The following is a 25,101-nucleotide window of genomic DNA, read 5'->3' as shown; positions in this document are numbered from 1 at the left end:
AAAAAAGGGTTACCAAATGGTAACCCTTTTTTTATTTAAGATAGTGTCTTAATAGCATAAGCTATTCTTTCCTTAGTTTTTTGCTTACCTATCATTTCAATAATATCAAAAAGATGAGGACCTTTCATAGCACCCACAATACTCAAACGTAAAGGTTGCATTACTTTTCCAAAGCCTAATTCATTACTCGTGATAAATTCTTTAATGGTAGCTTCAATGTTAGCACTTGAAAAGTTTTCGTTACTTATTTTTTCAATAATATCAGCAACAGTTGCCATTAAGGAACCTGTGTCTGTTTTCCATTGTTTTTTGGCAGCCTTGGTATCAAATTCTTTAGGATTTTCAAAGTAGTAATTAGAAAGCTCCCATAAATCTTTGGTAAAAACAGCACGTTCTTTTACGGCTTCTATAACTTTAGAAATGTATACGTCGCTAAAGCCATCAAGTTGCTTTGGAAATAAAGTTTTGAATTCAACTAATAATCTATTGGTAGTAGCAGATTGTAGGTATTGCTGATTGAACCATTTAGTTTTATCTGGACTAAACTTGGCTCCAGATTTAGAAACACGTTCTATACTAAATTCATTGCATAATTCATCCAAAGAGAATATTTCTTGTTCAGTTCCAGGATTCCAACCTAACAAAGCTAGCATATTGATAAACGCATCAGAAAAATATCCTTCTTCCTTATAGCCAGTAGAAACCTCATTTGTTTTCTCGTTCACATAATTTAATGGGAAAACAGGAAAACCTAATTTATCCCCATCACGCTTACTCAATTTACCTTTTCCTACAGGCTTTAAAATTAAAGGTAAGTGTGCAAACTTAGGAGCAATCCAACCAAAAGCTTCATAAAGTAAAGAGTGTAATGGTAGGGAAGGTAACCATTCCTCACCACGAATTACATGACTAATTTGCATCAAATGATCATCAACGATATTTGCTAAATGATAAGTAGGCATTCCGTCAGACTTAAATAAAATTTTATCATCCAAAGTGTTAGTATCAATAACAATTTCACCGCGAATCATATCATCTAAAATTAGCTTTTGATCTTTAGGTGTCTTAAACCTTATTACATATTTTTCACCATTTTCAATTTTTTCGTTTACTTCATCAGCGTTTAAATTGATAGAGTTGTTTAATGTTTCACGTGAAACATTACTATAGACAAAAACAGTTTTATTACTTTCCGCTTCACTTCGTAATTTGTCCAATTCTTCAGCAGTATCAAAAGCATAATACGCTTGGTTGCTTGCAACTAAAGCATCAGCATATTTCTTATATAATTCTTTTCTTTCGGATTGTCTATAAGGACCAAATTTTTCGTTTTTATTAGGACCTTCGTCAAAGGGAATACCACACCATTCCAACGCTTCCGTTATATAGCTTTCTGCATTGGCAACGTATCTAGTTTGATCTGTATCTTCAATTCTCAATACAAATGTTCCTTTATGTTTTTTTGCAAACAAATAATTAAATAAAGCAGTTCTCACTCCGCCAATATGTAATGGTCCCGTTGGGCTAGGAGCAAATCTTACACGTACGTTTTCCATGATAAATAATTTAGTTTTTACGGTAAGGCAAATATAAGTTATCTCTTGTTTTTTGCGTGGTTTATAGTTGATTTATTGTCTAGCTACTAATTTGTAATTTATTATCTTTGCAAATCAAAAAAATAAGATGATTGAATTTACTTATGAAACTGATTTTGAATTAGTTAATATAGAAAATTACATTAGTTGGATTCAAAACGCTTTAAAAGAAGAAGGTTTTGAGGAAGGTGATATTAATTATATTTTTTGTGATGATGATTATTTACATAAACTGAACGTGGAATTCTTAAATCATGATACTTTAACGGATATTATAAGTTTTGATTATACTATGGGTAAGTTGGTCTCTGGAGATATATTTATATCTATCGAGCGAGTGAAAGATAATGCCAAAGATTTAGGCATTTATTTTGATGAAGAATTACCAAGGGTGATTATTCATGGAATTTTACATTACTGCGGATACAAAGATAAATCTGAGTCTGATGCAAGAATAATGAGAAGGAAAGAAGATTATTATATTAATACTTTGTAAAAATATAAAGTTCCACGTGGAACTTAAATTGAATATGTAAATTCTTCAATTTGAATTTGAGGAAATTACATGTTTTAATATTCAATTTTTAAATTAATAATATGAGTTTATTTACGGATACTTACGACGTGATTGTTGTTGGTGGTGGACATGCAGGTTCTGAAGCTGCTGCTGCTGCTGCTAATATGGGAGCTAAAACTTTATTGGTAACGATGAGTCTCCAAAACATTGCACAAATGAGCTGTAATCCTGCTATGGGAGGAATTGCAAAAGGACAAATTGTAAGAGAAATAGATGCCTTAGGAGGTTATAGTGGTATTGTAACAGATAAAACTGCTATCCAATTTAAGATGTTGAATAAATCCAAAGGTCCTGCCATGTGGAGCCCACGAGCACAATCGGATAGAATGCGTTTTGCAGAAGAATGGCGTATGCAACTTGAAAATATCGATAATCTTGATTTCTATCAAGATATGATTAAAGGATTAATTATTGAAGATGGAGAAATAAAGGGTGTAAGGACTACGTTGGATTTTAACATCAAAGCTAAATCAGTAATTATCACTGCAGGTACTTTTCTAAACGGGTTGATACACATCGGAGAAAAATCTTTTGGAGGAGGTAGATCTGGTGAAAGAGCCTCTACTGGAATTACGGAAGATTTGGTAGCAGTTGGTTTTGAAGCTGGAAGAATGAAAACGGGTACACCACCACGAGTAGATGCAAGATCCTTGGATTTTTCTAAAATGATAGAACAACCAGGAGATGAAAATCCTGAAAAATTCTCTTATTTAGAATCTACCAAACCTCTAACAGATCAACGTTCTTGTTATATGAGTTACACTTCACAAGAAGTTCACGATTTACTACGTTCTGGTTTTGATAGATCTCCTATGTTTAATGGTAGAATTCAGTCCACAGGTCCTAGATATTGTCCTTCCATTGAGGATAAAATAGATCGTTTCGCTACCAAAGATAAACATCAAATTTTTGTGGAACCAGAAGGTTGGAATACTGTAGAAATCTACGTCAACGGATTTTCAACTTCTTTGCCAGAAGATGTGCAAGATAAAGCGTTACGTAAAGTGGCAGGTTTTGAAAATGTGAAGTTTTTACGTTATGGTTATGCTATAGAGTATGATTATTTTCCACCCACTCAGTTAACACATTCTTTAGAAACTAAGTTGGTCAAAAATTTATTTTTTGCAGGGCAAATTAATGGAACAACGGGTTATGAAGAAGCAGGAGCACAAGGTTTAATGGCAGGAATAAACGCTGCTCTTAAAGCTCAAAATAGACCTCCGTTTATCTTAAAAAGAGATGAAGCATACATTGGTGTTTTAATAGATGATTTAATTACAAAAGGTACAGAAGAGCCTTACAGAATGTTTACTTCTAGGGCTGAGTATAGAACGTTATTACGACAAGATAATGCAGATATTAGATTAACTCCAATAGCTCATAAAATTGGTTTGGCTTCTGATGAACGCTTGCAACGAGTAAAAGAAAAAGTAGAAAAATCCGACTTGTTGGTTCAGTTTTTAGAAGAAACAAGTATCAAACCAGAGGAGGTCAATACAATTTTAGAAAACAAAGGATCTTCCTTAGTAAAGCAATCTCTCAAAATGTATAAAATAGCGTCTCGTCCTCAAATAGATTTTTCAGACGTTATTAAATTTCCTGGAGTAGCAGAGTTTATAGAAAAACATAATATTGATTCTGAAATAGTAGAGCAGGCAGAAGTAAAGGTAAAATATGCAGGCTATATTGCTAAAGAAAAGAATAATGCAGATAAGCTTCAGCGTTTGGAAAATATATCCATTCCTAAGAATTTTGACTATTATAAAGTAAAGTCTTTATCTACGGAAGCTCAACAAAAACTAACTAAAATACAACCCGTAACTATTTCTCAAGCAAGTAGAATAAGTGGAGTGTCTCCTTCTGATGTTTCTGTATTATTAGTTTACATGGGTAGATAACTCAAAAGTTCCACGTGGAACTTTTTAAGATAATAGAACCGATACTTCAAAAGGTATCGGTTTTTTAATACATTTAATTTCTTTTGAAAATAAGTTTTATGAAAAAGGGTACCTTAAAAAAGATATTAAAAATCGGAATAGTCGTTGCAGTACTCTCTTCAATTTTACCCTATTATGTGATAGAAATAAGTGTTAAAAATAAAGTTTATGATGATGTGCAGCTCATTGAATACAATAGAGTGGGATTGGTGTTAGGAACTTCAAAATTATTAAGTAACGGAGAGATAAATGCCTATTTTCAATACAGAGTAACTGCTACCGAAGCATTACATAAATCAGGAAAAATAAAATATATTTTAGTAAGTGGTGACAATAGTAATAAGGATTATGAAGAGCCTACGGATTTTAAAAATGCGTTGATAAAAAGGGGAATACCATCAAATAAAATATATTTGGACTACGCAGGCTTTAGAACGTTAGATTCAGTTATTAGAGCAAATAAAATATTTGGATTACATACGATTACAATTATTTCTCAAGAATTTCATAATGAAAGAGCTGTCTTTTTAGCAGAATTACATGGAATTAATGCGGTAGGATTTAATGCTAAAACTGTTAGTAAAAAGTATGGTATTAAAGTATATTTGCGAGAGTATCTTGCAAGAACAAAAGTGTTTGTAGATATTTTATTTCGCGTAAAACCTAAGTTTTTAGGGAATCCAATACAAATAAAATAATGGCCTTAGAATCCTATTTAAAAACCAAAGACTATGCTGTATCTAATCAAAAATTTGAACTTTTGTTGGATGACAGAATTGATTTGTTAATTACCAATCCTAGACCGAACAAAGAGGACTTAGTTAAATACTACGAGAGTACGGAGTACGTTTCGCACACGGATCGTAGGAAAACCGTTACAGAGTTAATCTACAACTGCGTAAAGAAATATACGCTGAAGAAAAAGTTGAAATTAATTAATTCCTTTGATTTTAAGGAAAGAACCTTGTTAGATATTGGATGTGGAACAGGAGATTTTTTAAAGACTTGTCAGCAATCGGGATGGAAAGTAACGGGGATTGAACCCAATAAAAAAGCCAGTGAGAAAGCTCAAGAAAAACTAAAGAAGGGTACTTATATTTACACAGATATTCATGCTTTTTTTGACGATGATTTTGCAGGGGAAGAAAAGAATATCGATTTTAAGGAAAGTTATAAGCATACCAAGCTATATCATCATAACGAACACGAAACGAAAGATATAGAAAAAGAAGTTTTAAAGTTTGATGGTAATTATAACGAAACAGCAGAAGATCCTTATCAGTTTGATGTAATTACCATGTGGCATGTGTTAGAACATGTTTATGATTTGGATATGTATATCTACAGATTAAAAAAACTACTAAAACCAAATGGTACTTTAATTATAGCGGTTCCCAATTTTAAAAGTTTTGATGCAGAGCATTATAAAGAATTTTGGGCTGCTTATGATGTCCCCAGACACTTATGGCATTTTTCTCAAACTGCGATTCATAGATTATTTTCTACAGAATTGATAAAAGTAGTTCAAACCATTCCTATGAAATTTGACGCTTTTTATGTTTCACTTTTAAGTGAGAAATACAAAACAGGAAAAAAGAATTTTATCAAAGCTTTTATGAATGGAATTAAATCTAACAGGTCTGCAAAACGCACGGGAGAGTACTCTTCTTTAATTTACGTCCTTAAAAACATGAAAAGCTAATTTTAAGAAGATTTAAAGCAATAATTGTTCAAACAGGAACATTTTGTAGTCAAAAATTTAATAAACGCTGAAAAGGTTAATATAGGATTATTTTTAATAGCTAAAACTTATTTTAAATTTTTTTAGTATAGATTTCACTAATTATAAGTGTCAAGATTTATCAATTCACTGATTCGAGAGATTTTTAATTTTCTATATATATTTTTAGTATGTGTATGAACTGTTAATTCAGAAATGTTCAGACACAACGAAATTTCTTTTTTAGTTAAACCAATGACTAAAAGTTCAGCTACTTGTAATTCTCTTTTAGATAAACTATTTAATTTTTCTTTACCCTTAACTTTGTTTTTTAAGATTTGATTATTCAGTGCAAACAATTCAGTTATTTTTGAAATGCCTAACTTTTTGTATATATTTTTAAGATGAGAATGTATTGTATGCTCAGAAATGTTCAAATTTTCCGAGATCTTAGATTTGGATAATCCTTTTCTATAAAATTCTACAATTTGCTTTTCTTTATTAGTTAATAAACTCGTTTTGAGTTTATAGATATTGTTATTTGTATGTTCGTTCTCAACAGCTAGTGTTAGTGCATATTTTGGCTTTCCATATTTATTTCTAAGAATGGTTTTAGTACTACCAATAACAGGTTTCCATTCTTTATCTTTACGCAGTAGCATATAATTAAGATGTAATTTTTCTAGATGGTCTTTTCTAAAAAATGAAATGGAACTCAATAAACTATTATAGGTAGATATATGAATAGTTTTTAGATAAAATAAATAATTGATTCCTCTTAAATAATTTTTTTTAAAACCATAAAAATTTTTCATTTTATCGTTTATCATAAGAGGTCTATAGTATTCTACATCATGCAAAGTTAGCATGTAGTTAGACGAATTTAAGATTGTAAGAAAGTAAGGAGTGTTAATTTTATCACAATTTAACAAATTTAATTGGTTCAATTTATCAGTAAACAAATCTAGTTCTAAATCTAACCATTCAAAATCCATACTTTAATTTTTTGCCAATGGTAATATGAAATTACTACAAGAACAAGACTTTACGTTTTGCTCTCGTAGTAATTTAAATTGAATAAATAATTTATTATAAAACTAATTTAAAACTTTGAGAGTTAATTTTAATAATATAAATAGCGGACTCTAGATTTTTCAGGTTCAGCTCTCTAGATTCTGAAGTATTAATATCCAAAACTTTGTTTCCAGTAATTGTATAGATACTCACGTTTAAATTTTTGTCATTAAAACTTAAAACTTTATCATTTAGCGAGAAGAAATGACTTGACTTAGCATTTATAATGTTACTGGATAGTGAGGATGTATCAAAGCTAACTATTTTACCAGATCCTGTCAGAGACGTATAAGTTTTTAAACCATCTACAGCAATACCCTCAAAAAGACCACATGCAGTGGTGCCGTAACCAATGTCTTGTAATATACTACTATTAGTTGCTATTGTACTTGGAGTAGCGTTAGGATCTGTATTTGATAAGCTGATAAACTCAATATTTTGACCTGTGGATAAATAAATATTATCATTGTTGATTGAGATACTTTCTATATATCCTCCGTCGGTTGAATTGTCCAAAAAAGTTGTAAGATTAGCTCCTAAATTGTTCAAATCACCTTTGTAAATCTTTTCACCGTCTGTTAGGTATATATCGTCTGAATTTGTCGCACTACTTTCAATTAAAAAATCAAGTGTTACATTTTCATCATTAGAGGAATTACTATCCAAATCGTAAGTAAATATTTTAGTGCTGTCTTCATCTGAATTGGGATCAATAACAGCGTAAATAAGCTCATTGTTGTTGATTGTGACACCTGCAATAGTTTCGGCTTCAACGCTAGAACTAACAAGAGTTTCAACAGCAAAATTCAAACCGTTTATGTCAATTCTTTTTATATCAGAAGAAATGTGGTCAAAATTAGATACATCAACAGTTATAGAGTTAAAATATAAATGATTGCTGTCCAAAGCATAGTCTTGTATTATTTCATAGTTATTACCGCTTTTAGCTGCTGAATATAAAGGTGATATTACTAGACTACTCAAATTTAATTTAGAAATTCCTACTAAGGGTTCATCGAAGTATATTTCGTTATTAAAAATAATAAGTTTTGATGGAGAATCTAGATTTTCTAAAACATCATTAAAAGTAGTTCCATTGGAATTTGTACATTCAATATCAGACTCAATTTGAGCTGTAACAATCAATCCTCTATCCATTATAGTCATGTAAGCTATTCCTCTGTAAATAAATATATCGGAAAACGAATCTTCGTTGTTATCAGTTTCAAAAGTGGTGTTCTCAATTAATTCAAACTCATCTATATTAACAATTTCATCAAATAGAGATCCTTCGTAGATAATATTGTCATTAGTAAAAAATAATTGCTCTTTAAGCACTTGAATTCCTAAACTATTTATAGAACTTGTACCAATATTTAACGGTAATAAGCTAGGAGAACTATCATTTACATTTACATAGCTAAGTCTGTTGTCACGATGACTTACAAGAACCAAATCATCAAAAATAGCTAAGTCGTTAACAACACCATTAAAAGTGGCTAGTGTAGTAAAAGTAGATCCAGAAATACTTACATCTCTTACAATAAGAGAAGACATTTCTCCAATTTCTATGGTTCGATACAAAAGATTGCCATCAAAAATTACAGCACTAACGTAGTTGGCTGAAGTATCAATTACATTGTTGATGCTTGTGTTAGATAATACTATTCGATTAACTTTACTATCTACAAATGCATCTTCTACAGGGTTAATTTCTTCACTAACCACTAAGGCAACACCGTTTCTAATATTAAAGGTGGTAACAAAACTTTGAGAAGTAGTAGTGCTACTTGGTACAGTAAAAACAACGTTTGGTGTAGGGTTATTAATTTTTAAATCGTAAGAAAGTAACTGTGTAGTTGTTGCTACATATAAAATACTATCAACAACTTTAATATCTTTTGGATTGTCTAGTCCTGAAGCATAAGTGGTTAGGTTGGTAATAATGTCGGGTTGAGCTTTTACCGAGGAGATACCTAAAAAAAATAGGAATACGAGTAATTTTGTTTTCATATTGGTAGATTTAGTTTGAGAGAATAAAATTCACACTTCTTATTAGAATAAACAATACCCTATTTAGGGTATATTTACCTACCTTTATCAATAAGGATTCACTAACTCAAATACCAACCTATTACAGCTAAAATCATGTAGACACCCAAATTAGCTGCTCCCTGATAATCTCCGGCCAATCTTTGTCCAAATAATAATATTAGAATATTAACAGCACATATTTTAAAAACTATTCTCAAGGACACCCAATTGACATCAAGTAAATTAGAGCAAATACCCATGACTAAAAAAGCAGTTGTAATAGTATTTGTGGTTACTAACAAATACCAGAATACTTTTCCGTAATTTTTGGTTTTTAAATGATGATTTAAAAAGGAAATATATCCATTTTTATCGCTTAGTTTTTCAAACAAAGAGTATCCAAAAGATAGGGTTAAAAAGGCTAGAATGTATATTAACATTTTTAGTTGTTAGTTAAAAAATAATCTCATCCCAAAATTAGGAGTTAGTTTTAAAGAAGTATCCTTTATATTTAAAATTTTATCGTTGGCAATTAAATAATTCTGATTGGCAGTTTTTTGTTGATTAAAGATATTCGCAATTCCCAAATTTAGAGCTCCAGTTATGTTTTCAGACAAACTAAAGTTATACTTTAAGGAGCTGTCTATCCTAAAAAAATGACTTAGAACATTGCTGTTAGGTTGATTAAAATTAAGAACGCTACTACCGTTTTGCTCAATAACATTATTGTTTCTATTGAGCTCCGTAAAATTATTACCTGTTTTGTACAACACACCCATAGAAAATTCAATTTTTTTCGCAAAAGTATAACTAAAAACTAGGTTTGCAATATGTCTTACATCTACATTATTTGCAAATTCCGAAGGATTTAAATTATCAAAATTATAGGTGTTTTTACTAAAAGTATAACTTAGCCAAGTACTGTAGTTCTTATACGTTTTATTGACTAATAATTCAATTCCATTTACACGGTAATTTCCTATTTTACTGATAAATTTAAATTGATTTTGAAAACCTTGGCTTTGCGTATTTATGTTGTTAATTTGTTTAAAAAACGGATTGATTTCTAGCAGATAATTATCTCTTTTATAAGTAAGACCCACATCCAATTGTTTGCTTTTAATCACCTTATATTCTTCTCCGTTTGCTAATACCCACCTTCTGTTTTCTACTCCCAAAAAATTATCGTTAAAGTCTATAATTTGACTGGCAGATTGATGTTTAAATTCTGCCATAATATGAAAACTTAAAAACCGATTTAATTTGTAATTATAATTAATTCTTGGCTCAAGAATCAATTTATTAAACTTGTCTATGTGGTTAATTCTTACTCCAGTTTTTATATAGGTTTTCTTAAAGTTATATTCTATTTCAGAAAATAGAGCAGAGGTAATTAAAACCTCCTTTTGGATGCTTTTAAATTTTGGATTGTTTACCAACGTAGTATTTAATATCCCTGTTTCGTTTATTTGTAACCCAAATTTTAATGCAATTTTAGTATTGTATTTATAAATGTTATTTAACCTAATATTATTTTCTGTAACTGTATTTTTTTGTTGTAAAATTTGGTTAACTGTAATTCTATCATCAAAAGTATTAATGTTGTAGTTGGAATGATAAAAATTAAAAAGGGAAGAGAATTTTGAATTCCATTTAGAATTCCACGAGACTCCCAAACCCAATTTGTCCTGACTTAAATTACTTGTTTTTTTAAAAGACTGATTAGTGTCTGGCTCTCTATAATTTAACTGATTGTTGATGTTGATAAAGTTGATTCTAATTTTATTTTTTTGATTGACATTATAGAGCAATTTGGCCGTATAATCATAAAAGTAAAAATCAGTTTCGTTGTTATTTAAACCTACGTTCAAATCGCTATTTTGTAAGCTTTTTTCTATAAAATTTCTATAGGTTTTGGTTTGAATATAGTCTGTAAATGATCTGCGTCCAGAAAGGTGAATAGCTAATTTTTCGGAAACAGGAATTTTTATATAAGCATCTTGATTGATTAAATTCATTCCAAATGACCCGCTTGTTTCTTCGTTTATCTCATCATCAGTAAACATCTTAATAGTTCCAGAAACTCCGTCAGAATACAAACTACTAGTTCCGTTTTTTGTTACCTGTGTTCGGGTAATAAAAAACGGATTATACGCAGATATCAAACCAAAAAAATGTGCAGAATGATACATTTTAATTTCGTTCCATAACACCAAATTCTGATCATTGGTACCTCCTCTAACGTTCAAATAATTCAAACTTTCGTTTGAACTATTTACTCCAGGTAAAGTTTGTAAAACCTGTATAACATCTGGATCTGATAACCCGGGGAGTATTCCAAAATTTTTGCTGTTTAAAACAATACTACCGTCTTTCCTTTTTTGAATTCCTTTAGTTAAATACTGGGTAATAATAACCGGATTCAGAACCTCTATTTTAGGAGGTTTTTTCTTTTGTATGGTAATATATCTCCCAGTTAAAAATGAAAAATTTAGAGAAGTATTTGCATTAAAATATTCAATAAATTCTTTTAAACTTAAAGCGTTTTTAGGAGGTGAAATTTTAATATTTTTCACGTCATTAGATGCAGATGAAAATCTAACATCAAACTTTTTCTCAATATCAGTAATTACACTTTTAAGCAGCACTTTTTTTTGTTGCGCATTGCAGGTCTCAACATTAAATATAAGTACTAAAAATAGAGTAATATATTTAGCCATTAAGGATATAGGATAATAATGTTGTTATTCATTTTAAAACGGATGTTTAAGGGTACTGTAATCGCTTTTAAGGCAATATCTAAATTATTATGCGGAATAGCTCCAGTAAAAAGTGTGTTAGGGTTTATATGATTAAGTTTTATGGTTACCTGATATTCTTGTTCCAATTTATTTAACACATGAATAAGTTTGGTTTGTTCAAAAACACTTTCATTTTGTAGCCACAAAGGCATCGTTCCATGCTCAAATGTTTTTACTCTAGAATGATTAATTTCAAAACGTTGTCCCTTGCTTAACTGCACGGTTTTACTGCGCGTTTCTACGCGTACTAAGCCTTTAAAGCATTTAACTTCAAAATAAGTCTTGTGGTCCTTAATATTAAATTTAGTTCCCAATACAGTAACCTTCCCGCTACTAGATGTTACGCTAAATTTTTTTCCTTTTTCTACCTCAAAAAACGCTTCTCCTTTTAATTGAATCTCCCTATTATTTTTCCAGTTAAATTTGGAATAAGCTATCTCTGAATTTCTGTTGAGATAAACTTTAGAATCATCTGGTAATTGATAGGCTGTGTTTATAGTAGAATTACTTACTATTGTAGTTTGTTGGAAAAAATATACGTAAGTAACCGTAGGAATAACGAATAGCAAAATGGCAGCAGCAAATTTCATAAAAAAACGAATGGATAGAATTTCCTTAGGTTTTATCTGCTGTTTCTTTAGATTGTCAAACTTCTTCCATTCTAAATCTATATCAATATTTGGTGTTTTAATGTGAGAGGTATAATGGGCTATTTTTTTTAGCTCATTATTGTCAATATTTTTCTCATCGTTTGAGGTCGATGTTCCATCCAACCAGGCTAAAATTTCTTTTTCAGATTTCATCATTATCAACGTTAGGATTTAGAAAATTTGGTTTTAAGATTTAAGTTTTTAATCGCTTTAGATATTTTTCTTTCCACCGTTTTTTGAGATATATTCAATATTTCAGCAATCTCTCTAAATTTTTTACCCTCTATTCTATTCAGTAAAAAAATCTGTCTCTCATCCTCTGGTAAGGCAGCAATATTGGCTAGTAATATTTTTTTGTATTCATTTTCTTCAAAAATATATTCTGGGTTTTGATTATCTCTATCAAAAAAAGGAGTCTCTTCTTTGTATGAAAAGACTACTTTTTGATGCTTAATGTTGTTTAAAAACAAATGATTGATGCTAGTGAATAGATACGTTTTAATTTTAGTAACATCTATTTTAGCGCAGTTTTTCCAAATGTTCAAAAAAGCTTCTTGTACCAAGTCTAAAGCATCGCTCTGATTTCCGCATTTATAAAAGGCAAAATTAGTAGCATTTTTTAAATGACTTTTGTATAAGTTTTCAAAAAAATCGTTCTCACAAAGCACATTTTTCATAAAATATTTTTTAGAAAATAAGCTACTAGTATGGTATACTAGCAGCGTATTTGTTAAAATATAAAGTAGAGATTATTTTAAGTGGCTTAACAATTCATCGTTATTGTTAACGGTAATTACTTCTTGTAATTCGTTAAAAATCTCAATAGGATATTGTAGTCCCAATAAAACATTGTTAAAATCAGTTCCTTCTAAAAAAGAAATCAAACTAGAATTATCGTTTATTATTAAATTACCATTCTGATTTTCATCCTTAAAAAAACTTTCTGTTTTTATAGGAAAATGAATGCTGTTTGAGTTGTTGGTACTTTTGGCAAAATTTAAAATAGTAGCTACTTCATTTGTTGTTAGCGTATCAGTGAGTTGTTTAATTTTATCTGTAAACTCTTTAAAATTGTCGAATTCAATTCTGTTTTGTTGTCCGTCAAAAATGGCAACGGGTAATTGTATATTCGCACTGGTATTATCGCTTAGTTGAAATAAGTAAGTTTTAAATTCATTTTGCGATCTCAAAATAGTAGAAGTATTGTTAGCAATTTCATTGATAGTCACTGGGTATTCAAAATCTGAAGAGCTGTGAATTAAAAAGAATTGAATGATATCAACATTCTCACTACCCAACTCCACTGCTTTTACTTTTACATCTACCGATTGCAAAGAAGTTAACTCGTTAATTTGGAATAAAAACTCTTCGTTATCGTCAATGGTAATTTCTTCTTGAAGATTGTTAAACAATGTGATTGGATACTTTATAGAAATTGAGATTTGGTCAGTATTAGTACTGGCAAGAATGTCATAAAAACCTGGTTGATCCTCAATTTCCGAAGTACTAGATTGCCCTGAACCCTTGAAAAACAAAACAACCGTAATAGGATAATCTAAATTTTCTGGTTTAGTATCTACAAATGATGCGATAAGAGCAATTTCATCAACATTTAAATAATCGACATTATTTTCAATGCTATTAATTGCAATTTCTATTTTATCACTTAAGTCATTTTGACCTTGAATTTCTATATCCTCATTATTCTCATTTTTGATAACAATAGGATATTGTAACGAAACAATTTGGTTGTTTTGGTTTATGTTAGATAAAAAAGTTAAAAGTTTTTCGTCTGAGTTAAAATCTCTACTCTCAGTATCTTGAGTGTTGGTGTTAAAAATTAAGGTAATAATTGGATAAACAATGGTTGTTTCTTGAGTTGTTACAATCTCTTTTAAGTTGTCAATGTCTGTTTGTGTTAGTTTTTTGGAAGTACTTGATGCTACTTCCTCCGTGGTTTCTTCATTAATTTCTTCTTGACAAGATATAAATCCCACAGAAAAGCAAATAAGTAATAGTCTAAGTAAATTTTTCATTTTGTTTTTATTTAGTGTGTTATACTAATAAGACAACTCATTTATTCTTTTCCCTCACACTTTTTATTTCTTTTTTAGAAAGTGATGATCTCAGTGAAAAATCTTACGGATTGTAGTGTTATTAAAAGGTAGGGCTTTCAAGTAGAAAAGTGGGGAACCAGAGGTTTTTTTTCAAGGCAATTATCAAAAAAAAAAAAAGGTTTTATACTCAATCAGATAAGTATTCTTTTAGGGTGCCTAGCAAGAGTATTTTAGACCTGTTCTTTAGTATGTAACAGTCTAGTAAGTTTGATAGAAGTGTCTAACAAAACAAGTTTAGCGTTTCCGTTTCTTTCAATATGGTAAATGGCATCATTCAATTCCTTGTTAATAGCTTCTATATTGCCTCCATGAATAAAGGGAGCAAATTTATCGATGGTAAAACCACTGGTTTGTGGTTGCATAAACACCAAATCTTTAGCACCGTAGTTAAACAACAAAGCCTGTCTAAAAAACTGTAAACAGAAATTTAAGAACTGTTTTTGTTTTTCTCTTCCCATTTTACCTATTAACTCAGACCAAGCAATCAAATCCTGAATAACACTAGCATTTCCTTTAGCCTTAAAGGCCGCTCTTACCCAGGTAATAAAAAGTTGTTCAAACTCGGTATCGTTTCCTTCCTTTTTCAAGAATTCTAAGGCTTTTTTGTAGCTACCTTCTGCTCTGTGAGCAATATTTTTAGCCTCGGCAGTAAAAGAATCTTCACTTTTAATCAAAGCATCAGCTATACTTTCTTCGCTCAATAACGGAAATTCTAATATCTGACAACGAGACAATATCGTATTAATAACGAGTTCTTTATGCTCCACCACCAATATAAAAATGGTTTTTGCAGGAGGTTCTTCTATAAGTTTTAGCAACTTATTGGCAGCAGCATTGTTCATTTTTTCTGCCATCCAAATAATCATAATTTTATAACCTCCTTCGTAAGATTTTAGTTTGAGAGATTTAACAATCTCCTCGGCTTCATCAACCCCAATTTGCCCTTGTTTGTTTTCTATGCCTATATGTTGATACCATTGAAACAAACCTCCGTAAGGTTGCTTTTCTACAAAAGTTCTCCATTCACTCAAAAACAACTTGCTTACAGGGTGCTTTTTAACCTTGTCGTTGGTAGCAGTCGGAAAAGAAAAATGTAAATCTGGGTGTTGTAATTTTTCTACTTTAACACTACTTTCCGCATTGTTTTTGGCCAAGATATATTGAGCATAAGCAATAGCCGTGGCTAACGTTCCAACACCTTCCTTCCCTACAAATAGCTGCGCGTGTGCAATTCTGCCATTGTCTGCAGTGGTTTTTAGGTGATTGATGATATGTTGTTGTCCAATGAGGTTGTTAAAAAGCATATTCAAATATAGTAGATTCTATGATTTAAATGCACTTTTAAGGTAGGAATGAGTTTATCTATTTTAAGAATATTTAGGGTTGAAACCTATAACTAGTCTACAATTTTAATTTCCCCACTCATCATTTTATGGTATTGGCACACGTAGTATAAAACATCAGGAGCATCTTTAGGTATAGAAAATAAAAGCACACTCTCATTGGCTCCATTGTTGGTTACGCCCTTGTCATAAGTATCGCTTTTTCCCACAGATTTTTTTGTTTTGATAAAAAACGGATGACCATATGCTACAACATTAAACTCATAAGTTTCACCTCTTTTAAGTGTTAGTGTAGGATTTTTACCTATTGGTTCTCCATTTATAGAAACGATGTAACTTTTGTTCGTTTTGGCATCAACAGTGTAGGTGGCAATTGGCTCTTTTGGACCACAACAAATCACAGTTAAGCATATTGAAAGTACCAATAAAGGTAAAAGTAGAAGTTTTAAATTGCGTTTCATTATTCCAGTGTTTAGAACTTAAAATTAAGATATCCAACAAATTAACTTTCTGATTTTTTTAAGTATAATAGCTGTTTTTTGTCATATTGCTACTAAAATAGTGAGCATGAGTTGGCAACTACATGTAGCGTTTGTAGAAGATAAATTTTGAGAACCAGCTGTTTGTTTAAATGATTTAAAACGTTTTAGTTAATTTCATTACAAATGAATTCTTTTAGTGCTTACAAGCATTATATTTGTGACCAATCAACTTAGATTAGACATATGAAAACAGTAAATGATTTTAATTTTAAAGGTAAAAAAGCCTTAATAAGAGTAGATTTTAACGTTCCCTTAGATGCAGATTTTAATGTTACGGATACAACTAGATTAAAAGCGGCTAAGCCAACAATCATCAAAATATTAGAAGATGGTGGATCAGCAGTTTTAATGTCTCACTTAGGTCGTCCAAAAGGAGTAGAAGATCAGTTTTCTTTAAGACACATTGTAAAAACCGCTTCTGAAATTTTAGGAGTAGAAGTTAACTTTGTAGCTGCAACAGTAGGGGCAGAGGCAGAAGCTGCGGTTGCTGCTTTAGAGCCAGGGCAAGTGTTGTTGTTAGAGAATTTACGTTTCTTTAAAGAAGAAACTAAAGGAGACTTAGGTTTTGCAGAGCAATTGTCTAAATTAGGAGATGTTTACGTAAATGATGCTTTTGGTACGGCTCACCGTGCACACGCATCTACGACTATCGTAGCGCAATTTTTTCAAGATAAATTAGCAGGTTACGTAATTGAAGCAGAATTGGTAAATGCAGATAAAGTTTTGAAAGGTGGAGATAAGCCTGTAACTGCCATTATGGGAGGTGCAAAAGTTTCTGATAAAATCTTAATCATCGAAAAATTATTAGACGTTGCAGACAATATTATTATTGGAGGAGGAATGTCTTACACTTTTGCAAAAGCAGAAGGAGGTCAAATAGGAAAGTCTCTTTGTCAAGATGATTTGTTAGATTACGTACTAGAATTAGAGAAGAAAGCAGAAGCTAAGGGAGTAAAATTAATTTTCCCTATTGATAACTTATTAGGAGATGATTTTTCTAACGATGCCAATACAAAAGTAGTGTTGAGAGGAAACATTCCAGCAGACTGGGAAGGGTTTGATATTGGACCTCAAACAATCGAGTTATTCTCTAAGGTGATTAAAGATTCTAAAACAGTTATTTGGAACGGACCTATGGGAGTTTCTGAAATTCCGTTATACGCAACTGGTACTATTGAAATAGCTAAAGCTGTTAAAGATGCCACAGAAAATGGAGCATTCTCTTTAATTGGAGGTGGAGATTCTGCTGCAGCCATTAACAATTTAGGTTTTGGAGATGATGTATCTTATGTTTCTACAGGAGGTGGAGCCTTATTAGAATACATGGAAGGTAAAGTGTTACCAGGTATTGCTGCTTTGTCATAAGTTAGAATACTTGTTATAAATAAAGATCAAAGGTGTTTCGAAGTTTCGAAACACCTTTTTTTTATGTACTTTAATTGCGTTTAAAAATAAAATATAAATGAAGTACACACACATACCCAATACTGATATTAAAGTTTCTAAAATATGCCTAGGTTCCATGACTTGGGGAGAACAGAACACCGAATCCGAAGGTCATGAACAGTTAAATTACGCTTTTGATCAGGGAATTAATTTTGTAGACACTGCAGAAATGTATGCCGTGCCTCCTAAAGAAGAAACCCAAGGGAGGTCCGAAGAAATTATCGGAACCTGGTTAAAAAATCAGCAACGAGATCAGGTGGTTCTTGCGAGCAAAATCACAGGTCCCAATCCTAATTTATCCTACATAAGAGAACCTCAGCAGTTTACTAAATCGTTAATTTTAAATACGGTTGAACAAAACCTTAAACGTTTACAAACGGATTATATTGATGTTTATCAGTTGCATTGGCCAGACAGAAATACCAATAATTTTGGCGGTCTAATGTATAGCCATGATGCCGAAGAACAATGGGACGACAAAATTTTGGAAGTAGTAGAAGCGATGGATGAATTGGTAAAAGCTGGAAAAATACGTCATTACGGTTTGTCTAACGAAACTCCTTGGGGAGCAATGAGGCATTTAAACGAGGCTGATAAAAAAGGTTTATCTAGATGCAAAACCATCCAAAATCCTTTTTCATTGTTATGTAGACATTTAGAAGTAGGATTAACAGAGGTTTTAATGAGAGAAAAAGTAGGGTTACTGCCTTATTCTCCTCTAGGATTTGGAGTATTAACGGGTAAGTATTTCGATGGAAATTCACCCGAAGGATCTAGGTTAAATTTGTTTCCTAACTATGACAGGTACAGCAATACAGAAGCCATGTTATTAGCTAAAAAATACGATGCTTTAGCAAAAAAACATGGATTAACTTTAATTGAATTGGCATTAGCATTTGTAGATGCACAACCTTTTGTAACGTCTAATATTATTGGTGCCACAAAAATGAGTCAACTTAAGGAAAATATTGCAACTATTCACGTTACTTTATCAAAAGAGATTTTAAAGGAAATTGATGAAATTCACCAAACACAACCTTTTCCTGCTCCTTAGTGAGAGTTTAATGTTCGTTTTCAAGATTTTATAGATACGTTAAGTGGTGTAGATATAGGGAGTCGGCTACAATAAATAGATTTGCAAAAGATTCATTTTTGGTGTATTTTTACATCAAAAATGAATTATGGCACGACAAAGTATATCTTTTACTCAACCAAATGACGAATGGTTGAAATCTCAAGTTGACAGTCAGGAATATTCTAGTAAAAGCGAATTAGTAAATGATTTAATTAGACAAGCTAGAAAACAACAACGAAAAATAGATTGGATCAGTTCTAAACTTGAAAGTGCAGAAAAAAGCGGATTTACTTCTTTGACAAAAGAGGATATTTTGGCTGAATCTAAGTCTTTGTTGAATGGCTAAATACAAACTGAGTAATTCCGCTAAAGAGGATTTAATAAGAATTCATCAATTTGGAGTGAAAAGATTTGGAATGACTCAAGCAGACAAATATTTTGAAACGTTTTTTGAACATTTTGATATGATAGCTGAAAGACCATGTTCCTTTGAGTCTGCTGATTTTATTAGAAAAGGATATAGACGTTGTCCTTGTGGATCTGATAATATATATTATAAAATAAATGAAAGTTTTGTTGAAGTAATATCTATAATTGGTAAGCAAGACTTAGAAAACATTTTTTAGTCACATAACTGTGGCCCACAAAGTCTATACTTAATGTGGGTTTTTATTCCTTTCCTGAAGTTTTTGGCTTCTTTACTTTGTCCGCTTAAACTTATTTGATTAGTTTTAAGTCGATAAAGAAAAAACTATAAATAAGTCTAAGATAAGTGGCTCGTCCGATTATCAATTCTTACACTAAGCTCAATAAAAACCATTGGATTTAATTCTGAAAAACTTAAAGGAAATTGATGAAATTCACCAAACACACCTTTTCCTGCTCCTTAGTGAGTTTAATGTTTATTATTTATAAATTTTGAACTGTATGGATGTAAGGAGTCGACGTTAGTTAAAAGCAACATCATTTTAATTCAAACCTGTTTGGGAATAAAAAAAATTGTTTTTTTGTACCTCTGAAAGATAATGAATATCAACGATAACATAGAAAGCTTAAGGAGTTTATCTCAAATATTTTCAACTGCCAATTTCAATAAAATTGTTAGAAAAAAAGATTATGTTAATACTTTTGAAAGAATTAGAAAACATACAACTTTCTCTAATTCAATAACTAATTTAGAGTTATTAGATAATGTCTACAATGAACTGTTGGAATCATATCGTAGTGAATATGTATATAAGAACGCACTTATTAATAAAAAATTAATAAAAAAATATAGTCTTAAGAATACAATTGCATTAAACGAGTTTAAAATAGGAAACTCAATTGCTGACTTTGTTTTGCTTAATGGGAAAGCACGAGTTTTTGAAATTAAAACAGAACTTGACGGACTAGATAAATTAGAAAAACAGATTTCTGATTATTATTCATTTGCAACAGAGGTATATATTGTTACAAGCTCAAAGCATATTGAAAAGTTAATAGAATTATATAAAGAAACTAAAGTTGGAATAATTGAACTAACCCAAAAAAATAGTTTTAAAGAAATTAAACCTGCTTTATCAAATATAGATTTATTAGACCATTCATCAATATTTAAGTCATTGAGAAAAAATGAATATGTTAATGTATTGAAAGCAAATTCTTTTCAAATTCCTAAAGTACCAAATACTTTAATTTTTAAAGAATGCCTTAATCTTTCAAAGAATATTCATATTGAAGATTTTCAAAAAAGTGCAATTAAAGTATTAAAGAAAAGGAATATTAAAAACCCTGATTTGTTAAAGGATAACAGAGTACCTAATTATTTAAAACATATTTGCTATTCTCTAAATTTATCTAAGCCAGAATATGAGGAATTAAACTCTTTTCTAAATAAACCAAGCAATTTATGTATTTCCCGTATTTAAGAGGTAAACAGTTTGAATTAATAGCATTAAGAGAAATTAGTGCACTTATGTCTTCGAAAAGTGAGAAAATTTCACCGATAATTGAACCTGTGAAAGACTCTAGTACATTGAGGAGTACATTAAAAGAGCTTATTGAAAAAAACATTAATTTTAATTTTATAATAAATCCTAGAGTTGGCGGTTTTATTAATTCTTCTGATGCACTTATTGAAATATTAGAAGAAAACCTAAATGGTTATACAAATTTTCAATTAAGTATAATTGTAGACAAGATAACTCAACAAGGAATTGCTGAATTATTAGAGTTTACTAATCAAATTGCTATAAATCACAATGGATATACTTTAATTCATAATTCTGAAATAGGCGAAAATTCAATCGAACAACTCAATGCTAATTTAGAAGTTAAATATAATCTAATATATTTCTCAAAAACTAGTAGAAGATATTACAGAGAGTTCAACCAAGATACTCGAGTTAGTTTAGATGATTATTTTGGAAAGCTAGACAGAAATGCTGATTACTTACAAATTCCCGTAAGTGACTTTTCAGAAGAATATAAATATTACTCAGATGATAATTTTGTAGGATTTAGCGATTTTCTTACGATAGGAGATATATATTCAGAGTCAGGTTTTTTACCTAGAGCAGTTGCAATACACTTGTCTTATATTGACCAAGATAAAATAAAAATAAGGCATTTCACATCGGATTCAAATCAAGATTCATCAGATATTGGGGGAAAATTTGCAGAAGCATTGCAAAAACTTGTTAATTGGTGTAGCGAAACTAATATTACAGAAACAGAAGGCATTAGGGTTTTTAAAGAGTTGCATAGCAGAGGACATTTTCCAGGTTTAGGTAGTATAAAGAAAATATCTACAATCAATCATATAGAATTAGTCATCAATAATATATAAGTATGAATTGTTGCACTAGTTGTTTTACAAGTTCGTATTTGACAAATATTATTCAATCGAACAAAGAAAAAGGAAATTGTAATTTTTGTGGAACAGAAAACACCAATATTTACTTAGCAAAAGAACTATTACCTTTTTTTCGAAACATCTTTAATCTTTATAAAGCTGATGAAAGCTCTAAGCTTTCGCTTTGGGATTCTATTAATAAGGATTTTGAAATTATAGAAAGTAATTGTTTGAAAAATAGCGAATCTCTTTTCAAAGCCATTGCTCATTCAGAATATGCAGAGTTTTCAGGTCTCTTTGAAAATAATGTATCACAAGAGTCCAAAGAACTTTTAGACATCAAATCAAATGAAGTTCAAAGTATTTGGGATAGATTTAAAGCAGAAATCAAACATAAAAATAGGTTTCATATTAGTAGAGCCAACTTAATAGACTTAAATGTTCTTGAAACCTTTTTTAGAAGTGAGTCTTTTACAAAAATTATAAAAAAAGGTAGAACTTTTTACAGATGTAGAATTTCTAATAAAACCGGATATGAAAATAAGGATATGTGGAATCCACCAGAGAAATTTGCTACTAGTGGAAGAGCTAACCCAAAAGGAATTTCTTATTTATATCTAGGCAGTCGAATAGAAACAACATTTTACGAATCTAGATCTAGTTTGTTCGACTATGCGAGTGTTGCTGAGTTTAGATTAAAAGATGATATTAAAATCTTGGATTTAAGAAACCCAGAATATGATATTATTAGCTGGTCGGAGAATGATGCTGTTGAATTGTTTTTAATTTATGGTTCGTTTATCCAAACTTTGCAAGAAGAAATTTCTTTACCAATTAGAAAGCAGGATAAAGATTTAGACTACATACCAACTCAGTACATTTCAGAATATATAAAGTCTCTTGGCTTTGATGGTGTAGAATATCAAAGTTCACTAGACGATGAAGGTTATAATTTAGCGATTTTCAATCCTGATAAATTTGAATGTAAAGAAACCAAAGTCTATGATATAAACAGTATAAAACTCAATTATACAGAAATTAAAACTGAAAAATAACTAACGCAAATAGCTAGCACCAAACATAACTAATAAAAGCTTTTCCAAAAGTTAGTTCTTATTTGAAAATTAGTCCTGTGTTCATCCGAAAAGTTAGTGCCTTTTACACACAACGTTTCATACACAGCCTCAAGTTAATTAACATGTAATTTTTTATATTCTTTTGGACCTATTTTTTTGTGCTTGTTAAATTGTCTGTTAAAATAGCTCAAACTATTGTAGCCACATTCATAACAAATTTGGGAAATACTCAAATCCGTTTCTATTAATAATTTAGAAGCCTGTGCAACTCTTAAATGGTTTACATACTCTGTAAAAGTTTTTTTGGTACGTTTTTTAAAGTACCTACAAAAAGCAGGAGTAGACATATGGGTTTTTTCAGAAATTTCGTCTAAAGAGATTTCGTTCTTAAAATTTTTAAAAACATAATTAATCACTTCCTGAAAAATTTTACTGTCTTTGGCTTGATAAAGTTGAGAATCTTCGGAAACAGAAAGCAGTCTCTGTTCAGAATCTTTACTCATTTTATGTAACAATTCATAAAACTTTAGTAATTGTTCAAATCCTTGAGCTTGTAAAATGGTAAAAAAATCCTCCTGATAAGCCTTGCTAAACTTAAAAGCGATTCCGCTAGCAGATTTTTTAAGCATTGCGTGTATATTTCTCATTTCTGGGAGCGGATAATCAAAAAATAAGCTAGGCTTAAATTGAATAACGATACTATGAGAATTCAATTCTTTTTGATTATAAAATACCTCATCACACCTCCAATAATGTGGAACAGAAGACCCAACCAATGCGATGTCTCCCTCTTTAAATAGCTCGGAACTATCTCCTACAAACCTGGTTCCGTGACCTTTATGTATGTAAGTAAGCTCATATTCAACGTGGAAGTGCCACGGAGAATCAAAATAGGGTTTTTTAAATTCACTAACAGTAAAGGACTGATTGGACTCCTGAGAGATTTCTTGTTTTATTGCTTTCAAATCAATTTAATTCATAATTAATGGATAATATAAAATATGGCGTTAATATAGTTCAATTAATTGATAATATTCGGAAAATTTTCAACAAATAATAGTATCATTTTTGCAAAAGCCAATGACACTAAAATATGGAAAAAAGTAAAATGGAATGTCCCTTCGGACATGCAAGAACCGAAAGAGGTTTTGGAGAGATGGATGATCAGAATGATCCTGTAAAAATTCTATTGAGATTAAAAGATGTACGTAAATCGGCCAAAAATTGGAAGACCTTTCAATCTGGAGGAGAAGAAGTTGGTCGTATTGTTGTACCATCAGAAGTAGCTATACGAGATACCAGACAAATTCCCTTTGAAGTAGATCCGCCAGAGCACACTGATTATCGTAATTTAGTAGAACCTTGGTTTAAAAGACCTAACGATGAAGCGTATCAAGATAAGTTAAGAGACATCGTCAGCACAGTTTTAGAAGACGTTGTTACCAAAGAAAATATAGAAGTTGTAGAAGAATTTTCTCTAGTAGTTCAATCACGAGCTTTAACCGTATTATTAAACACACCTTTTGAGGAATCTAAAACTTGGATTGACTGGGGTACACATGTTTTTAGAAGTGAAGACAGCCATTTAGACGGAGACAAAGCCAATATTTTATACGATTACATTGATGCAGAAATTGAAAGAGCTGATAACAATCCTACAGACGATTTGTATTCAAAGCTGTTAAATTCTGAAATCAACGGGAAAAAACTAAGCAAGGAAGAGGTAAAAGGAGTCATGATATTGACTTTTGCAGGGGGACGAGACACTGTAATCAACGCAATTACCAATTCTATTTCTTATTTTGCTGAGCATCCAGAGTCTATAGCTCGTATTAAGGAAGATCCAGAAATGATACCCACTGCTGTAGAGGAGTTAATTAGATATTATTCTCCGTTAACTCATATGGGTAGAGTAGTTACACAAGACACAGAGGTTTGTGAGCAAGAGGTAAAAGCACAATCTAGAGTTTCTTTATGTTGGGCATCTGCCAATAGAGACGAAAAGACGTTTGCCAATGCAGAAGAGGTAGTGTTAGATAGAAAAGTGAATCCACACGTAGCTTTTGGTTTTGCAACGCACAACTGTTTGGGAGCTACGCATGCAAGAGCTTTATTAAGAATTGTGGTTTCAGAAATGGCACAAAAAATTCAATCTATAGATATTTTAGATTGCGAAGATAATATTGAAGACTTAGGGGAATTTAAAAGAAAAGTAGGCTTTAATTCACTAAAAGTAAAATTCAACGGAGTACAATAAAACACAAATAATATTTAAAAA

At 30.8% G+C, this 25,101-nt stretch carries 23 protein-coding genes; 12 read left to right on the top strand and 11 right to left on the bottom strand.

Features of this window, described 5'->3' with window-relative positions; all coding sequences use genetic code 11:
- Nucleotides 1–35: 35 nt before the first annotated feature.
- On the bottom strand, nucleotides 36–1,556 hold the full coding sequence (gene gltX, locus ACXGQW_RS06345) for a glutamate--tRNA ligase (RefSeq protein ID WP_457821159.1): 1,521 nt from the start codon (nucleotides 1,554–1,556) through the stop codon (nucleotides 36–38).
- Nucleotides 1,557–1,683: 127 nt separating this feature from the next.
- Between gltX and ybeY the strand changes: the two genes are divergently transcribed.
- The 4 genes from ybeY to ACXGQW_RS06325 all read left to right on the top strand — a co-directional run bounded on the left by ybeY (nucleotide 1,684) and on the right by ACXGQW_RS06325 (nucleotide 5,811).
- Entirely contained in the window at nucleotides 1,684–2,091 is a 408-nt protein-coding gene (gene ybeY / locus ACXGQW_RS06340; protein ID WP_457821157.1) for an rRNA maturation RNase YbeY, read from the top strand.
- A gap of 101 nt (nucleotides 2,092–2,192) precedes the next feature.
- The gene (gene mnmG, locus ACXGQW_RS06335; RefSeq protein WP_457821155.1) at nucleotides 2,193–4,070 is read left to right on the top strand and encodes a tRNA uridine-5-carboxymethylaminomethyl(34) synthesis enzyme MnmG; all 1,878 of its coding nucleotides are present in this window, start codon (nucleotides 2,193–2,195) and stop codon (nucleotides 4,068–4,070) included.
- A 98-nt stretch (nucleotides 4,071–4,168) separates the two neighbouring features.
- The gene (locus ACXGQW_RS06330; protein WP_457821153.1) at nucleotides 4,169–4,807 is read left to right on the top strand and encodes a SanA/YdcF family protein; all 639 of its coding nucleotides are present in this window, start codon (nucleotides 4,169–4,171) and stop codon (nucleotides 4,805–4,807) included.
- Nucleotides 4,807–5,811, top strand: a complete 1,005-nt coding sequence (locus ACXGQW_RS06325; RefSeq protein WP_457821151.1) for a class I SAM-dependent methyltransferase — start codon at nucleotides 4,807–4,809, stop codon at nucleotides 5,809–5,811. The genes ACXGQW_RS06330 and ACXGQW_RS06325 overlap by 1 nt, the downstream gene beginning before the upstream one ends.
- A gap of 137 nt (nucleotides 5,812–5,948) precedes the next feature.
- On the opposite strand, the gene ACXGQW_RS06320 is transcribed toward ACXGQW_RS06325, so the two are convergent.
- The 9 genes from ACXGQW_RS06320 to ACXGQW_RS06280 all read right to left on the bottom strand — a co-directional run bounded on the left by ACXGQW_RS06320 (nucleotide 5,949) and on the right by ACXGQW_RS06280 (nucleotide 16,309).
- Entirely contained in the window at nucleotides 5,949–6,824 is an 876-nt protein-coding gene (locus ACXGQW_RS06320) for a helix-turn-helix transcriptional regulator (RefSeq protein ID WP_457821149.1), read from the bottom strand.
- Between the two features lie 94 nt (nucleotides 6,825–6,918).
- Nucleotides 6,919–8,916: a T9SS type A sorting domain-containing protein gene (locus tag ACXGQW_RS06315; RefSeq protein WP_457821148.1), complete on the bottom strand. Its 1,998-nt coding sequence runs from the start codon at nucleotides 8,914–8,916 to the stop codon at nucleotides 6,919–6,921.
- Between the two features lie 101 nt (nucleotides 8,917–9,017).
- A complete protein-coding gene (locus tag ACXGQW_RS06310) occupies nucleotides 9,018–9,377 on the bottom strand; it encodes a hypothetical protein (RefSeq protein WP_457821146.1) in 360 nt (119 codons plus the stop codon).
- A gap of 9 nt (nucleotides 9,378–9,386) precedes the next feature.
- Nucleotides 9,387–11,657 carry a TonB-dependent receptor plug domain-containing protein gene (locus ACXGQW_RS06305; RefSeq protein WP_457821144.1) on the bottom strand — a complete coding sequence of 757 codons (2,271 nt, stop codon included), beginning with the start codon at nucleotides 11,655–11,657 and terminating at the stop codon, nucleotides 9,387–9,389.
- On the bottom strand, nucleotides 11,657–12,544 hold the full coding sequence (locus tag ACXGQW_RS06300) for a FecR family protein (protein ID WP_457821142.1): 888 nt from the start codon (nucleotides 12,542–12,544) through the stop codon (nucleotides 11,657–11,659). Before ACXGQW_RS06300 ends, ACXGQW_RS06305 begins: the two co-directional genes overlap by 1 nt.
- 8 nt (nucleotides 12,545–12,552) lie before the next feature.
- On the bottom strand, nucleotides 12,553–13,065 hold the full coding sequence (locus tag ACXGQW_RS06295) for an RNA polymerase sigma factor (RefSeq protein ID WP_457821140.1): 513 nt from the start codon (nucleotides 13,063–13,065) through the stop codon (nucleotides 12,553–12,555).
- 72 nt (nucleotides 13,066–13,137) lie between these two features.
- A complete protein-coding gene (locus tag ACXGQW_RS06290) occupies nucleotides 13,138–14,424 on the bottom strand; it encodes a hypothetical protein (RefSeq protein WP_457821138.1) in 1,287 nt (428 codons plus the stop codon).
- A 251-nt stretch (nucleotides 14,425–14,675) separates the two neighbouring features.
- Entirely contained in the window at nucleotides 14,676–15,809 is a 1,134-nt protein-coding gene (locus ACXGQW_RS06285; protein ID WP_457821136.1) for a DNA polymerase III subunit, read from the bottom strand.
- Between the two features lie 92 nt (nucleotides 15,810–15,901).
- Complete coding sequence (locus ACXGQW_RS06280; protein WP_457821134.1) at nucleotides 15,902–16,309, bottom strand: hypothetical protein; 408 nt, start codon at nucleotides 16,307–16,309, stop codon at nucleotides 15,902–15,904.
- 264 nt (nucleotides 16,310–16,573) lie between these two features.
- Between ACXGQW_RS06280 and ACXGQW_RS06275 the strand changes: the two genes are divergently transcribed.
- The 7 genes from ACXGQW_RS06275 (at nucleotide 16,574) to ACXGQW_RS06245 (ending at nucleotide 22,802) form a co-directional block, all read left to right on the top strand.
- Nucleotides 16,574–17,755, top strand: a complete 1,182-nt coding sequence (locus tag ACXGQW_RS06275; protein ID WP_457821132.1) for a phosphoglycerate kinase — start codon at nucleotides 16,574–16,576, stop codon at nucleotides 17,753–17,755.
- A 97-nt stretch (nucleotides 17,756–17,852) separates the two neighbouring features.
- Nucleotides 17,853–18,890: an aldo/keto reductase gene (locus tag ACXGQW_RS06270; protein ID WP_457821130.1), complete on the top strand. Its 1,038-nt coding sequence runs from the start codon at nucleotides 17,853–17,855 to the stop codon at nucleotides 18,888–18,890.
- A gap of 127 nt (nucleotides 18,891–19,017) precedes the next feature.
- On the top strand, nucleotides 19,018–19,257 hold the full coding sequence (locus ACXGQW_RS06265; protein ID WP_457821129.1) for a ribbon-helix-helix domain-containing protein: 240 nt from the start codon (nucleotides 19,018–19,020) through the stop codon (nucleotides 19,255–19,257).
- On the top strand, nucleotides 19,250–19,537 hold the full coding sequence (locus ACXGQW_RS06260; RefSeq protein WP_457821127.1) for a type II toxin-antitoxin system RelE/ParE family toxin: 288 nt from the start codon (nucleotides 19,250–19,252) through the stop codon (nucleotides 19,535–19,537). The genes ACXGQW_RS06265 and ACXGQW_RS06260 overlap by 8 nt, the downstream gene beginning before the upstream one ends.
- 399 nt (nucleotides 19,538–19,936) lie before the next feature.
- A complete protein-coding gene (locus ACXGQW_RS06255) occupies nucleotides 19,937–20,821 on the top strand; it encodes a sce7726 family protein (RefSeq protein WP_457821125.1) in 885 nt (294 codons plus the stop codon).
- Entirely contained in the window at nucleotides 20,803–21,741 is a 939-nt protein-coding gene (locus ACXGQW_RS06250; protein ID WP_457821123.1) for a sce7725 family protein, read from the top strand. The genes ACXGQW_RS06255 and ACXGQW_RS06250 overlap by 19 nt, the downstream gene beginning before the upstream one ends.
- 38 nt (nucleotides 21,742–21,779) lie before the next feature.
- Nucleotides 21,780–22,802 (top strand): RES domain-containing protein, encoded by a 1,023-nt coding sequence (locus ACXGQW_RS06245; protein ID WP_457821121.1) that lies wholly within the window; start codon nucleotides 21,780–21,782, stop codon nucleotides 22,800–22,802.
- A gap of 134 nt (nucleotides 22,803–22,936) precedes the next feature.
- Here ACXGQW_RS06245 and ACXGQW_RS06240 read toward each other — a convergent pair whose 3' ends face one another.
- Nucleotides 22,937–23,788, bottom strand: a complete 852-nt coding sequence (locus ACXGQW_RS06240) for an AraC family transcriptional regulator (RefSeq protein WP_457821119.1) — start codon at nucleotides 23,786–23,788, stop codon at nucleotides 22,937–22,939.
- Between the two features lie 128 nt (nucleotides 23,789–23,916).
- Here ACXGQW_RS06240 and ACXGQW_RS06235 point away from each other — a divergent pair, with 128 nt between their 5' ends.
- Nucleotides 23,917–25,080, top strand: coding sequence for a cytochrome P450 (locus ACXGQW_RS06235; protein ID WP_457821117.1), 1,164 nt, complete (start codon nucleotides 23,917–23,919; stop codon nucleotides 25,078–25,080).
- The last annotated feature ends 21 nt before the right edge of the window (nucleotides 25,081–25,101 follow it).

It is taken from the genome of Wenyingzhuangia sp. IMCC45533 (genome assembly GCF_054111225.1).
The sequence above is the reverse complement of the archived record's forward strand: the minus strand, read 5'-3'. Positions and strand labels throughout refer to the sequence as shown.